This window comes from Nocardioides panaciterrulae (genome assembly GCF_013409645.1).
GTDB lineage: Bacteria > Actinomycetota > Actinomycetes > Propionibacteriales > Nocardioidaceae > Nocardioides > Nocardioides panaciterrulae.
In genome coordinates this window covers 75735-89584 of sequence record NZ_JACCBG010000001.1, presented here as the reverse complement: position 1 = coordinate 89584, position 13850 = coordinate 75735, and the positions used below count along the sequence as shown (strand labels likewise).

General features: G+C 72.2%; 12 protein-coding genes. 5 read left to right on the top strand and 7 right to left on the bottom strand.

Annotated features, from left to right (window positions below; translation table 11 throughout):
• Nucleotides 1–304: 304 nt before the first annotated feature.
• Nucleotides 305–2101: a replicative DNA helicase gene (gene dnaB / locus BJZ21_RS00495; RefSeq protein WP_179665422.1), complete on the bottom strand. Its 1797-nt coding sequence runs from the start codon at nt 2099–2101 to the stop codon at nt 305–307.
• A 547-nt stretch (nt 2102–2648) separates the two neighbouring features.
• Here dnaB and BJZ21_RS00490 point away from each other — a divergent pair.
• Both BJZ21_RS00490 and BJZ21_RS00485 read left to right on the top strand, forming a co-directional pair.
• The gene (locus BJZ21_RS00490) at nt 2649–4016 is read left to right on the top strand and encodes an MATE family efflux transporter (protein WP_343051880.1); all 1368 of its coding nucleotides are present in this window, start codon (nt 2649–2651) and stop codon (nt 4014–4016) included.
• Between the two features lie 10 nt (nt 4017–4026).
• Nucleotides 4027–4611: a hypothetical protein gene (locus tag BJZ21_RS00485; RefSeq protein WP_179661958.1), complete on the top strand. Its 585-nt coding sequence runs from the start codon at nt 4027–4029 to the stop codon at nt 4609–4611.
• Nucleotides 4612–4631: 20 nt separating this feature from the next.
• Here BJZ21_RS00485 and rplI read toward each other — a convergent pair whose 3' ends face one another.
• From rplI to rpsF, 4 genes are all read right to left on the bottom strand, one after another.
• Nucleotides 4632–5078 carry a 50S ribosomal protein L9 gene (gene rplI, locus BJZ21_RS00480; RefSeq protein ID WP_179665420.1) on the bottom strand — a complete coding sequence of 149 codons (447 nt, stop codon included), beginning with the start codon at nt 5076–5078 and terminating at the stop codon, nt 4632–4634.
• A gap of 16 nt (nt 5079–5094) precedes the next feature.
• Nucleotides 5095–5331: a 30S ribosomal protein S18 gene (gene rpsR / locus BJZ21_RS00475; protein WP_179661957.1), complete on the bottom strand. Its 237-nt coding sequence runs from the start codon at nt 5329–5331 to the stop codon at nt 5095–5097.
• 170 nt (nt 5332–5501) lie between these two features.
• Complete coding sequence (locus tag BJZ21_RS00470) at nt 5502–6101, bottom strand: single-stranded DNA-binding protein (protein WP_179661956.1); 600 nt, start codon at nt 6099–6101, stop codon at nt 5502–5504.
• 124 nt (nt 6102–6225) lie between these two features.
• Nucleotides 6226–6516: a 30S ribosomal protein S6 gene (gene rpsF / locus BJZ21_RS00465; RefSeq protein ID WP_179661955.1), complete on the bottom strand. Its 291-nt coding sequence runs from the start codon at nt 6514–6516 to the stop codon at nt 6226–6228.
• A 371-nt stretch (nt 6517–6887) separates the two neighbouring features.
• On the opposite strand from rpsF, the gene BJZ21_RS00460 reads away from it, so the two are divergent.
• The 3 genes from BJZ21_RS00460 to BJZ21_RS00450 are packed head-to-tail and all read left to right on the top strand — an operon-like array spanning nt 6888 to nt 9959.
• Nucleotides 6888–7682, top strand: coding sequence for a deoxyribonuclease IV (locus BJZ21_RS00460; protein WP_179661954.1), 795 nt, complete (start codon nt 6888–6890; stop codon nt 7680–7682).
• 20 nt (nt 7683–7702) lie between these two features.
• The gene (locus BJZ21_RS00455) at nt 7703–8866 is read left to right on the top strand and encodes a lipid II:glycine glycyltransferase FemX (protein ID WP_343051877.1); all 1164 of its coding nucleotides are present in this window, start codon (nt 7703–7705) and stop codon (nt 8864–8866) included.
• A 7-nt stretch (nt 8867–8873) separates the two neighbouring features.
• Nucleotides 8874–9959, top strand: coding sequence for an alanine racemase (locus tag BJZ21_RS00450; protein WP_179661953.1), 1086 nt, complete (start codon nt 8874–8876; stop codon nt 9957–9959).
• Here the strand turns inward: BJZ21_RS00450 and BJZ21_RS00445 are convergent.
• Entirely contained in the window at nt 9952–11382 is a 1431-nt protein-coding gene (locus BJZ21_RS00445) for a glycosyltransferase 87 family protein (RefSeq protein WP_179661952.1), read from the bottom strand. The genes BJZ21_RS00450 and BJZ21_RS00445 overlap by 8 nt on opposite strands.
• Nucleotides 11379–13730 carry a transglycosylase domain-containing protein gene (locus tag BJZ21_RS00440; RefSeq protein WP_179661951.1) on the bottom strand — a complete coding sequence of 784 codons (2352 nt, stop codon included), beginning with the start codon at nt 13728–13730 and terminating at the stop codon, nt 11379–11381. Before BJZ21_RS00440 ends, BJZ21_RS00445 begins: the two co-directional genes overlap by 4 nt.
• Nucleotides 13731–13850 lie beyond the last annotated feature (120 nt).

Genomic DNA, 13850 nt, shown 5'->3' with positions numbered 1-13850 from the left:
ACTAGATGTAGTGGCCACTTTACTCGCCGACACCGACAAACTGCCGCGCTCGTCCTCAGGACTCCTTGCCGGTAGCCCGACGAACGATGCTTCGCAGGGTCGCCCCGAGTGAGTTCAGGCACGCATCGCGCCAAACGCTGTCGACCAGTCCCTGTGGAGAAACGGCAAGCCATGTCACTACTGACACGTCATGTCGTTTGTCCACAGGGCTACTGACACGTCGCGTCGCGTCACTGACACCTTGCTGTCGCCGTCGGACTGACACGTGGTGTCGCAACCACTGACATCAAGATGTCGCGTCATATCAGTGCGCCATGTCGACGAAGCGCGAGTAGTGGCCCTGGAAGGCAACGGTGATGTCCCGCGTCGGACCGTTGCGGTGCTTGGCCACGATCAGGTCGGCCTCGCCGGGGCGGGTCGACTCCTTCTCGTAGACGTCGTCGCGGTGGAGCAGGACCACCATGTCGGCGTCCTGCTCGATCGACCCCGACTCGCGCAGGTCGCTCATCATCGGGCGCTTGTCGCCGCGCTGCTCCGGGCCACGGTTGAGCTGGGAGAGCGCGATGATCGGGATCTCGAGCTCCTTGGCCAGCAGCTTGATCTGGCGGGAGAACTCCGAGACCTCCAGCTGGCGGGACTCGACCTTCTTGCCCGAGCTCATCAGCTGCAGGTAGTCGATGACCATCAGCTTGAGGTCGTGGCGCTGCTTGAGCCGGCGGGCCTTGGCCCGGATCTCCATCATCGTCATGTTCGGGCTGTCGTCGATGAACATCGGCGCCGAGGACACCTCGCCCATCTTGCGGGCCAGCTTGGCCCAGTCGTCGTCGTTCATGTTGCCGTTGCGGATGTGGTTCAGCGGCACCTTGGCCTCGGCGGACAGCAGGCGCATGGTGATCTCCGAGCGCGTCATCTCCAGGCTGAAGAACGCGCTCGTGAGGTTGTTGGCGATCGACGCTGCCCGGCAGAAGTCCAGCGCCAGGGTCGAGTTGTGGGTCGGGATCATCGACCGGCCGGCGAGGTAGAGGTGCTCCTCGTTGTCCACCTGGACGCAGCGCACGGGGACGGTCGCCGTCGGCCGAACCGACTCGACCTTCATGGTGCTGCCGTCCGGCATTCCGATGACGTGACGCTCGGCCACCGACCCAGCCAGCTGCTCGGTCGTGCGGACACGCCGGTCCTCGACGGTCTCGGTCAGCCACTGGTGCTGGGCGTCGGCCACGATCATCGAGCCGTCGGAGAACTCGACCTCGTAGCACGGACGATCGTGGAGCACCTCGGTCGCCGCGACCACCCGGGTCGGCCGGCCCTCGGCGTCGTAGAGGAGGGCGCCCACCTGGACCTCGCCCATGGTCGTCCAGCCCGAGGGCGTCGGCAGCGGGGTGTCGAGCGCCAGCGCCTTGCCCATCGCGGGGCGCGCGGCGACGATGATCATCTGGCCGGCGTGCAGGCCGTTGGTGAGGTCGTCGAGGTCGGCGAAGCCCGTGGGCACGCCGTACAGCCCGGCCTCCCGGTTGGAGATCGCCTCGATCTCGTCGAGGACCCCGTCCATGATGTCGGAGAGCGGGACGTAGTCCTCGCCCGAGCGTTTGTCGGCGATCTTGTAGACCTCGGCCTGCGCCTGGTCCACCACGTCGTCGATCTGGCCCTCGCCGGCATAGCCGATCTGGACGATCTTGGTGCCGGCGTCGACCAGCCGGCGCAGGATCGCCTTCTCGCGCACGATCTCGGCGTAGTAGCCGGCGTTCGCGGCGATCGGCACGTTGGCCGAGAGCGTGTGGAGGTACGGCGCGCCCCCGATGCGCTGCAGCTCGCCGCGGCGCTGCAGCTCGGCGGCCACCGTGACCATGTCCACCGGCTCGCCGCGGCCGTAGAGGTCGATCACCGCGTCGTGGATGGTCTCGTGGGAGGGCCGGTAGAAGTCGGCGCCGCGCAGCACCTCGGCCACGTCGGCGATCGCGTCCTTCGACAGCAGCATCGACCCGAGCACCGACTGCTCGGCGGCCATGTCCTGCGGCGGGGTGCGGTCGCCGGGCCGGGTGGGCCGCTCGCCGGGCGCGTACGGCGCCGGGCCGTCGCCCCACTCCTCCAGCGGCTCGATCATGCCGACGGACCAGTCCTGGCCCCCCGGCCCGTGGCCTGGCGAGTCCTGCTCCGCGATGCTCACTCCTGCGCCTTCCTGACCGTCCCGCAACCGTCCGCCCGGGCCCGCGCCCCGGACGGGACGAGGCTAGAGGCGGCCGCCGACAACCGGGGACTGGTCCACCGACGACCGCTGGACCGTACGTCGGCGGACGCCCTCGACGAAAGCCCGTCGTCCACAGGCCCTGTGGATAACCGGGGTATGCCCGTGGACGACACGCGGGATGTTGTGCACCCCCTGGGGAGGAACCTGTGGACAAAGCGCCAGATCTCACCCGCTCCACCCCTCTGACCTGCGGTAATGCGACTCCACACGTGTGCACAAGAAATACTTCGGCTGTGGGTCCGGCCGAGGCGCGCGGACCCGGCCCGGCCCGTCGTACCGGATGTCGACAAAAGGACCTTCGTCCCGAAATCCACAGGTTCGGGGTCATTTCCCACAGGCCTGACGACTAGTCATTGTCGTGGACATGTCTCGCTCTGGTCCTTACCGTGACTAGGCTCGGGCGGTGCGCAGCGGATCGGACCGGGAGATCGTCCGGCTGGCCGTCCCGGCCTTCCTGGCGCTCGTGGCCGAACCGCTCTTCCTCATGGCCGACGCCGCGATCGTCGGGCACCTCGGCACCGCACCGCTCGCCGGTCTCGGGCTCGCCGGAGTGGTCCTGCAGACCGCCGTCGGCCTGTGCGTGTTCCTCGCCTACGGCACCACCTCCTCGGTCGCCCGGCAGCTGGGCGCGGGCGACCGGGCCGGCGCGCTGGCCCAGGGCATCGACGGGCTCTGGCTGGCGGTCCTCATCGGCCTGCTCACCACCGTGGCCGGCGTCGCCCTGACCGGCCCCCTGGTCGCGCTGTTCGGCACCAGCGCCGCGGTCGCCGGCCCGGCCACGACGTACCTCCGCCTGGCCTTCCTCGGCACCACCCCGCTGCTGGTCATGCTCGCCGCCACCGGCGTGCTGCGCGGCCTGCAGGACACCCGGACCCCGCTGGCCGTCGCCGTCGGCGCGAACGTGCTCAACGTGGCCCTCAACCTGCTGCTGGTCTACGGGCTCGGTCCGGTCGCCGGCCTGGGCATCGCCGGGTCGGCGCTCGGCTCGGTCCTGGCCCAGGTCGCCAGTGCCGTGGTGCTGACCGCGGTCGTGGTGCGCGCCGCCCGCCGGCACGGGGCCCCGCTGCGCCCGGACCGGGCCGGCATCCGGGCCGCCGCCCACGCCGGCGCCGCGCTGGTGGTGCGCACCCTCACGTTGCGGGCCGCGCTGCTGGTCACGACGTACGCCGTGACCCTCGGCGCCACCTCCGCCCGCGGCCAGGAGGTGGACCTGGCCACCCACCAGCTCGCCTCCACCGTCTGGAGCTTCCTGGCCTTCGCCCTGGACGCGCTGGCGATCGCCGCCCAGGCCGTCACGGGCCGCGCGCTGGGGGCCGGCGACGTCGAGGGCACCCGCGCCCTGACCCGGCGCATGGTCAAGTGGGGGGCGGCCTGCGGCGTCGTGACCGGGCTGCTGCTCGCGGCCGTCAGCCCGCTGCTGGGCCCGCTGTTCACCGGCGACCAGGCGGTGCACCGGGCGCTGGTGCCGGTCCTGCTCGTCGCCGCCCTCGGCCAGCCCGTCGCCGGCGTGGTCTTCGTGCTCGACGGCGTGCTCATCGGCGCCGGGGACGGCAGCTACCTGGCTCGCGGCGGCCTGGTCACCCTCGTGGTGTACGCCCCCGTCGTGCTGCTGGTCGCCGCCGGGTCACTGGGACTGGTCGCGGTCTGGGCCTGCTTCGCCGGGCTGTTCATGGGCGCCCGGCTCGTCGTGCTGCTCCGTCGGGCCCGCGGTGACGCCTGGCTGGTCACCGGGGCGCCACCCGTCCGACGGGCCGCCCCCGACCCGTCGTAGGTTCTCGCCCATGAGGCCGCTGCAGTCCGTCGCGATGGGGCTGGTCATCATCGCGCTGGCGGCGAGGGTCCACGGGTACGACGTCCTGGCCGACCCGGCCGGCTGGGTGCTGGTCCTCGCCGGCGTCCGGCTGCTGCCCCGCCGCCCGGCCCGGGCCGGCACCGTCCGGGCGCTCGCCGTGCTGGCCGGGCTGGCCGGGCTGCTCAGCGTGCCGCTGTGGTTCCCGGCCGTCGTCGCCGCCCTCGAGGACGCCGACGAGTCGTTGCTGTGGGCGGCCACGCTGCCCCAGCTGGCCTTCGTCGCCGCCCTCACCGCGGGCCTGGCCCGGGCGGCCACGGAGCAGGAGGACCGGGCCGCGGCCGCCTGGCTGCGCACCGCCTCGACGCTGACCGTCGTCGCCGCGGTGGCGCCGCTGGCCGTCTACGGCGCCGGGCAGCGGGCGCTGCTGGTGCCCACCTTGTTGCTGGCGACGGGTGTGCTCGTGCTGGTGATCTGGTTGCTGTTCAGCTACGCGGCGCGACCGTGGGCCCGGTCCGCCTCCGAGCAGGCGACAGGGGCCGCCCCTCCCGAAGGAGGAACGGCCCCTGCCGCGTGAGGCTGCTGTGCCGGCCGCGCTCAGGCCGGGACGACGTTGAGCGCCACCGAGGCGGAGACCTCGTCGTGGAGCTTGACCGCCACCTGGTGGGCGCCGAGCGACTTGATCGGGTTGGTGACCACGATCGTGCGCTTGTCGACCTGCTCACCGGAGGCCTCGGCCAGCGCGCCGGCGATCTCGGCGACGGTGACGGCGCCGAAGAGGCGGCCGCCCGCACCGGACCGGACCTGCACGTTGACCGTCTGGGCCTCGAGCTTGGCCTTGATCTGCTCGGCGTGGTCGTGGTCGCGCACCGCACGCGCGTTGCGCGCGGTCTTGATCGACTCGACGGTCTTCTCCGCGCCACGGGTCCAGCGGATGCCGAGGCCCCGCGGGACGAGGTAGTTGCGGGCGTACCCGTTCTTGACCTCGACCACGTCGCCCGGGGCACCGAGGCCGGTGACCTCCTGGGTCAGGATCAGCTTCATCATCTCCTGGCTCCTCTCAGCGACCGGTGGACGTGTAGGGCAGCAGGGCGAGCTCGCGGGCGTTCTTGACCGCGATCGCCACGTCCCGCTGGTGCTGGACGCAGTTGCCGGTCACGCGACGAGCGCGGATCTTGCCGCGGTCGGAGATGAACTTGCGGAGCAGCGCGGTGTCCTTGTAGTCGACACCGGTCGCCTTCTCCTTGCAGAACTGGCAAACCTTCTTCTTGGGCTTGCGAATCACTGCCTTGGCCATTGTGGTGCTTCCTTTCTAGAAGCCCGGCTGGAGCCGGAATGGTTGAGGGTGTTCGGTCTTTTCGTGCTGCTGGATCTCGATACGCGCGTCACGGCCTCGCAGACTCGGCCGTGGCGCTACTCGACCTGCCCACCTGATCGGTTGCCTCGCGAGCTCGGCAACGGGGTGGGTCAGAACGGAGGCTCGTCCGAGCCCACACCGGGGGCGCCCCACGGGTCGCCGGCCGGCGCGGACGCCGGAGCGCCCCACCCGCCTCCGCCGCCCTGGCCCCCGGACTGGGGAGCCGGGGTGGCCCACGGGTCGTCGCCCTGCGGGGCGCCGCCCTGGCCCGAGGCCTGGCCGCCACCCCAGCCGCCGCCCTGACCGCCGCCCTGGCCGCCGCCAGGACCGCCCTGGCCACCCTGACGGGTGGTGCGGGTGACCTTGGCGGTGGCGTACTTCAGCGACGGACCGACCTCCTCGACCTCGATCTCGAAGACGGTGCGCTTCTCGCCCTCGCGGGTCTCGTAGGTGCGGGACTTCAGGCGACCCTGCACGACGACACGCATGCCGCGCTGCAGCGACTCCGCGACGTTCTCCGCGGCCTGGCGCCACACCGAGCAGGAGAGGAACAGCGCGTCGCCGTCCTTCCACTCGTTGGCCTGCCGGTCGAAGGTGCGCGGCGTCGACGCGATCCGGAAGTTCGCCACGGCCGCACCCGAGGGGGTGAAGCGCAGCTCCGGGTCGTCGACGAGGTTGCCGACCACCGTGATGACGGTCTCGCCTGCCATGCGGGTCTCCTGCTCGTTGGGTTCGGTGTGTTCGCGCCCATCGTCGCCGGTGGCGCCGACAGGCGGAGGCACTCCTCCACAGGTGGTGCGGCCGGTCGCGGGGCGACCGGCCGTTCACCGTCGCTCAGTGAGCGGCGGCGCGCATCACCTTGGTGCGGAGGATGGTCTCGTTGAGCCCGAGCTGGCGGTCGAACTCCTTGACCGTGGCCGGCTCGGCGTTCAGGTTGACGACGGCGTAGACGCCCTCGGCGTTCTTCTTCACCTCGTAGGCGAGGCGACGGCGGCCCCACACGTCGACGGACTCGACGGTGCCACCGTCCTTGCGGATCACGTCGAGGTACTTGCCGAGCGAGTTCTCGACGGTGCGCTCTTCGATGCTGGGATCGAGGATGACCATCACTTCATATGCACGCAAAGCGGTCTCCACCTCCTCTGGACTCAGGCGGCCACGGACTCTCCGTGGCAGGAGGGCATTGCGTCCGGCTCCGTGGTGGCCAGGTCGGCCGACGGAACCGGGTCGTCCCGGTCAGCCGCACCGTTCGGCGGGCGGAGACAGGGACAGCACAGGCTAGCAGCGCGCAGGCACCCCGCCGAATTCCTCCGCCACCGGGGTCAGCGGTGGAGGGTCGACGGCCCCGCGGGTTGTCAGGGCGTTCTCTCGCTTGGGGGCCGTTGCAACGCCCATCAACCGCGGGAGTCCCCGGCTGGCCGGGGATTCCCGCACGCACCCGGGACCCGCGAGCACGCCGGGATTCCCGCAGCCGGCTCCTTCCTAGGATGACCCCCATGACCATCAGCATCGGAGCCCACGTCGACCAGGCCGACCCGATCGCGGAGGCGAAGGCCCGGCAGGCGCCGCTGGTGCAGTTCTTCCTCGGCGACCCGCAGGGCTACCAGGGCCCCGAGTTCGCGTACGCCGGGGGCGCGGAGGAGTTGCGGGCGGACGCCGAGGCGGCGGGGATCGACCTCTACGTGCACGCGCCGTACATCGTCAACGTCGCCACCACCAACAACCGGATCCGGATCCCGAGCCGCAAGCTGCTCCAGCAGCACGTGGACGCGGCGGCGGCGATCGGGGCCAAGGGGCTGATCGTGCACGGCGGCCACGTCAACAAGGCCGACGACCCGGCCAAGGGCTTCGACAACTGGCGCAAGGCGATCGAGGCGACCGACCTGAAGCTGCCGCTGCTGATCGAGAACACCGCGGGCGGCGAGAACGCGATGACCCGGCACCTCGAGCGGCTCGAGGGCGTGTGGGCGGCGATCTCCGGCTGCGAGCAGGCCGACCTGGTCGGCTTCTGCCTCGACACCTGCCACGCCCACGCGGGCGGCAACGCGCTGGAGACCGTGGTGGACGACGTACGCCGGATCACCGGCCGCATCGACCTGGTGCACTGCAACGACAGCCGCGACGACTTCGACTCCGGCGCCGACCGGCACGCCAACTTCGGCGCCGGCCGGATCGACCCGGACCTGCTCGCCGCGGTGGTGCGCGACGCCGGCGCCCCCGTGGTCTGCGAGACTCCCGGCGGCGCCGAGGAGCACCGGGCCGACTTCGCCTGGCTGCGCGAGCGGCTCTGAGGGCCCGGTAGCCTCGCCGGGTGACCTCCCCGCACCCCCCCGGCCCCCTGACCGTGCGCGAGGTGTCCCCCGAGGAGCACCTCGACTTCCTGCGCAGCCGCCGGTCCGCGAGCTTCCTGCAGACCCCCGCCTGGGGCCGGGTGAAGTCGGAGTGGCGCCGCGAGTCGCTGGGCTGGTTCCGCGGCGGGGAGCTGGTCGGGGCCGGGCTGGTGCTCTACCGCCAGCTGCCCCGGCTCAAGCGCTACCTGGCCTACCTCCCCGAGGGCCCGGTGATCGACTGGGCCGACGACGACCTGGCCGCCTGGCTCGCCCCGATGACCGCCCACCTGAAGGGGCGCGGCGCCTTCGGCGTCCGGATGGGCCCGCCCGTGGTCACCCGCCGGTGGAGCGCGGCCCAGGTCAAGGAGGGCATCGCCGACGAGGGGGTGCGCCGGCTCGGCGACCTCGCGCCCTCCGAGCGAGACCACACCGGCGCCCGGGTGCTCTCCCAGCTCGACGAGCTCGGCTGGCGGCGCCAGGCCGCCGAGGGCGGGTTCGCCGCCGGCCAGCCGCAGTACAACTTCCAGATCCCGCTGCGCGACGCCGAGGGCCGGCCGCGCACCGAGGACGACGTCCTCGCCGGCATGAACCAGCAGTGGCGGCGCAACATCCGCAAGGCCGACAAGGCCGGCGTCGAGGTCACCGGGTCCGAGGGCCGCGAGGAGGCGCTGGCCGCGCTGCCGGCGTTCCATGAGCTCTACGTGCACACCGCCGGGCGCGACCACTTCACCCCGCGCCCGCTGGGCTACTTCCGCACCATGGTCGAGGCGCTCGCCGCCGAGGAGCCCGACCGGATCCGGCTCTACCTCGCCCGTCACGAGGGCGAGCTGGTCGCGGCCACGATCGCGGTCCGGGTCGGCGGCCACGCGTGGTACTCCTACGGCGCCTCCTCCACCGAGAAGCGCGACGTGCGCGGCTCCAACGCGGTGCAGTGGGCGATGATCCGGGACGCGCTGGCCGCCGGCGCCGACGTCTACGACCTGCGCGGCATCACCGACACCCTGGACCCGGAGGACTCCCACGTGGGGCTGATCCAGTTCAAGGTCGGCACCGGTGGCGAGGCGGTGGAGTACGCCGGGGAGTGGGACCTGCCCGTCTCCCGGCCGCTCTACGCCGCGTTCGACCTCTACATGAGGCGGCGGTGAGCCCCCGATGAGCCTGGTCCTCACCGTCGACGGCGAGCGCTGGCGCGGCCACCTGCGCAGCGTGGCCGAGGCCAACCCCGGGCTGGTGCCGGTCGCCAAGGGCAACGGCTACGGCTTCACGATCGGCCGGCTGGCCCGTCGCACCCAGTGGCTCGCCGACCAGGGGCTCGGCGGCGACACCCTCGCGGTCGGGACCTACGACGAGCTCCCGCAGGTGGCCGACCGGTTCGGCGGCGACCTGCTGGTGCTGACCCCGTGGCGGCCCTTCGGCGCGGCCCTCGAGGTCGACCCGCGGCTCTCCCCGCGACTCGTGCACACGGTCAGCCGGCTGCCGGACCTCGAGGAGCTGCTGGCCCGGGACCCCGGCGCCCGGTTCGTGCTCGAGCACGTCACCAGCATGCTGCGCCACGGCCTGGCCGCCCGGGAGCTGTGGGCCGCGGCCGCCCTGCTCACCGACCGGCACCCCCGGGCCCGGTTCGAGGGCGTCGCGCTGCACCTGCCGCTGGCCCAGGGCTCGCACCTCTCCGAGGTGCACCGGCTGCTCAACGACGTGGTCGGCGCCGAGCTCCCGCCCGGCCCGGGGGCCACGACCGTCTGGGTCAGCCACCTGACCACGGAGGAGCTGGCGCAGCTGCGCGCGGCGTACCCCGACTTCACGGTCCGCCCGCGGATCGGCACCCAGCTGTGGCTCGGCGACCGCGGCGCGCTGCGGGCGACCGCGACGGTCCTCGACGTGCACACCGTCGAGCGCGGCGACGTGTTCGGCTACCGGACCCACACCGCCCCGAAGGCCGGCCACATCCTCGTCGTCAGCGGCGGCACCGCTCACGGCATCGGCCTGGAGGCGCCCACGGGGGACACCTCGCTGAAGGCCCGCGCCGCCACCCTGGCCCGCGGCGGCCTCGACGCGGTGGGCTTCGTGCGCTCCCCGTTCTCGATCGACGGCAAGCAGCGGCTGTTCGCCGAGCCGCCGCACATGCAGGCCTCGATGCTGTTCCTCCCGCACGGCTCCCGGGTCCCGGAGGTCGGCGACCGGATCGACGTGCGGGTGCGGTTCACCACGACCGCCTTCGACCGGGTCGTGGTCAGCTGAGGGCCAGCGAGGCCTGGCCGCGCGGCGGCCGCGACCAGCCCGGGGGGCGGGCCGGGTCCTTCTCGGGGACCAGGACGTCGCGCAGCACGAACGCGACGAGGTAGAGCTCGGCGGCCATCCGCAGGCCGATCGCGACCCAGTAGAAGCCGGAGTCCCCACCCGCGGCGGGCTCGAGGTACTTCCCGAGGTACCACCACACCGCGGCGAAGTAGAGGACCTCCCCGCTCTGCCACACGATCTGGTCGCGCCAGCGGGGGCGGGCCAGCGCCGCGAGCGGGAGCAGCCACAGCACGTACTGCGGCGAGTAGACCTTGTTGACCAGCAGGAACCCGGCGACGATCAGGAACCCCAGCTGCGCGAGCCGCGGGGTGGCCGGCGCCAGCAGGCCGACGACGAGGACGCCGAGGCACCACAGGCCGAAGAACAGCCAGGACACCACGTTGATCGTGTGCGGGGAGATCGTCGCACCGCTGGCCTGGCTGATCACCAGCCAGACCGAGCCGAGGTCGGCGCCGCGCCGGGAGTTGAAGGTCCAGAAGACCTTCCACTGGTCCAGCCCGGACAGCATCGCCGGCAGGTTCGCCAGCAGCCAGGCGCCGGCCGCCGCCAGCGTGGCGACGGCGAGGGTCCGCCACCGGCCCCGCCGTACGCAGATCACCACCAGCCCGCCCAGCAGGAACAGCGGGTAGAGCTTCGTGGCGGTCCCGAGGCCGATCAGCACGCCGGTCAGCACCGGACGGTCCCGGGACCAGGCCCACAGCGCGCCGGCGGTCAGCGCGACCGCGAGCAGGTCCCAGTTGACCAGCGCGGTGAGCGCCAGCGCCGGCGAGAGCGCGTAGACCGCGGCGTCCCACGGCCGGCGGCGGTCCACCCGGGCGAGGAACCAGGCCGCGAGGATGCCCGCGGCGGCGAGTCCGACGGCGTTGACCACCACGAACAGCCGGGACTCGGCGATGATCCGCGGCTGGGAGTCCAGGTACTGCACGCTGCGGCCGTAGCGCGGCTCGAGGTCGGGTGACCCGCTGAGCCAGTGGGTCACCCAGGCGGTCCCCCACGCCCAGTACGAGATGCCCACGGGGTACTCCATGGTCTCGTAGCGGGCCCGCACCTGCGGGTCACCGGTGTAGGGCCAGTTCAGCTCGACGAACCCGCGCCCGGTGTAGAGGTAGGGCAGGTCGGAGTAGCACATGTGCGCGTAGCGGGCCTGGCCGTCCTGCCAGGAGTCGGCGTAGCAGCTGCTCTTCTGGACCATCCCGAGCGCCAGGCAGACCGCCGCGAGCGCCAGCACCACCCGGACCGGCGTCCACCACCGGTGCCGGCCGGCCCGGGTGCCCGCCGGCCCGCCGACCACCTCGCTGAGGGCGGCGACGACCGGGTCGTCCCGGGTCGGGTGGACCCGGCCCCCGTGGCCCGCGGTCGTCACCTCGAGGCGTACCTGCGGGTGTCCGGCGCCGCAGCCCCGGGCGGCCCCGGGGTCTTGGTGTGCTTCGGAGTGGGCGGGGCGCTGCTCGTCGGCGTCGAGGACGGCGACGACGACGGGGACGACGACGGGGAGGAGCTGGGCGCGCAGCCCAGCGGGCCGCAGGTGTCAGTCGGCGAGGGCTGCGGGGTCGAGGGCGGCGCGGTGGGCGTCGGCGTCGGGCTCGGGGTCCGGCTCGGCGTGGGGGTGGGCGTCCGCGACGGCTGGGTCGTGTGCGTCGGCGTCGGCGACGGCGGTGGCGTGTACGGCGCGTGCCCGGTCTGCGGAGGCGTGCCGGAGACGTTGGCCGGCGGCGGGAAGCTCGCCACGGGGACGCCCTCCATGTCCTTCTGCATCACCGCGGTCCAGGTCCGGGCCGGGTAGTCGGCGCCGAAGTACGACGGCAGCCAGCCGTCCAGCTGGTCGTTGCCCTGGCCGCGGACGTACATCACCGCGGTCGCCAGCTGCGGGGTGTAGCCGACGAACCACGCCGAGGAGACCTGGTCCTTGGCGTTGGTCGCGGTGCCGGTCTTGCCGGCGGCCGGCCGGCCCAGGGCCAGCGCGGCGGTGCCGGTGCCGTGCTGGACCACCTGCTGCAGGGCGTAGGAGGTGTCGGCGGCGATGTCCTGGCCGATCGCCTGCTTCGTCGACTGCTTGTAGGACCAGACCGTCTTGCCGTCGCGGTTCACGACCTTCGAGATCACGTGCACCCGCGCGGCCTTGCCGCCGTTGGCGATGCTCGCGTAGGCGTTGGCCATGTTGACCGGCGCCACCGTGGCCGACCCGAGCGCGATGCCGCTGATCGGCTCCAGGCCGGGGCTGGTGTGCAGGTGGTTGTAGCCGTGCACCGACTTGTCCCACTTGGGGATGCCGAGCGCGTTGGCGGTGTCGAGGATCTTCTGCGGCCCGTTGGGGATGGAGACCGTCAGGTCGGCGTACGCCGTGTTGATCGACTCCTCGGTGGCGTAGATCAGGTTGACCGCCGAGCCGTAGTCGGTGCCCAGCCCGTCGGGCCCGGTGCCCTCGTTGCGCACCCGGTCCCCGGTGCCCTGGCCGTTGTAGTAGTAGGGCGAGTTGCCGTCGAAGGTGCTCTTCAGCGAGTAGCCCGCCTCGAGCCCGGTCGCGAGCGCGAACGGCTTGAACGACGAGCCCGGGGAGCCGCCGGTCAGCGCCCAGTTGATCTGCGACTGCAGGTAGTCCTGGCCGCCGTAGATGCCGCGCAGCGCCCCGGTGCCGGGCTCGACGCTGGCCACCGCGACGTGCAGCTGCTTGTCGCCGAACCCGTCCGGCCGGGCCTCCTTGACCCCCTGCTCGGCGGCGCGCATCGCCTTCTGGGTGAAGGTCGTGGTCACCCGGAGGCCGGCGCCGTCGATCTCCTCGTCGTTGTAGCCGAGCGAGTGGAGCTCGTCGCGAACCATCGCCAGCATGAAGCCGCGCTGACCGCCGAGCTGGCTCTGGAAGGCGATCTTGGGGAACGTCGGCAGCTTCTTCTCGGCCTTCTGCGCCTGGGCCGAGCTGATCGTGCCCATGCTGGCCATGCTGTTCAGCACGTAGTCGTAGCGCTCCTTGAGCGCGTGCCGGTTGTCCTTGCCGTTGGCCGGGTCCAGCCCGGTCGGGTTGTTCAGCACGCTGGCCAGCACGGCCTCCTCGCGCAGGCTCAGCTGGTCGACGTCCTTGTCGAAGTAGGCGTGCGCGGCCGCCTGGACGCCGTACGCGCTGCGGCCGAAGTAGATCGTGTTGAGGTAACCCTGGAGGATCTTCGACTTCGACAGCTGGTTGTGGATCTTCAGGGAGAGGATCGCTTCCTTGATCTTGCGCTTGTAGGAGCGTTCCTGGCTGAGGTAGAGGATCTTGACGTACTGCTGGGTGATCGTCGACGCGCCCTGGGTCGCGCCGCCGCGGGCGTTGTTGAACGCCGCCCGGAGGATGCCCTTGGGGTCGATGCCCTTGTCGGTCCAGAACGTCCGGTTCTCCGCCGCGATCACGGCGTTCTGCAGGCGGTCGGGGATCTTGCTCAGCGGCAGCGAGACCCGGTTCTGGGTCGCGAACCGGCCGAGCTCCTGCTTGCCGTCGGCGTAGTAGACGAAGGAGGTCTGGGTCTGGAAGTCGCTGTTCGGGTCCGGGATGTCGATGCTCTGGTAGAGCACGAAGAACGCGCCGGCGAGCAGCAGCACCCCGCACAGCGCCGCGACCAGCAGCCACAGCGCGACCCGCTTGAGCCGCTGCTTGCCGCTCCGGCGGGGTCGCCCGCCCCGGGCGGGCGTCTTCGCCGTCTGCTGGGCGGGGCTGGCAGCCCTGCGCTTACCACTCACGTCGGCTCTCCGGGGGGTTGGGGGCGCGGTCGAACACGTCGACGCGCTCTTACCCCGTACCGCCGACGCTGACACAGGGTACGGGGGTGGCCCACGACACCGCCCGGCCCGGTCATTCGC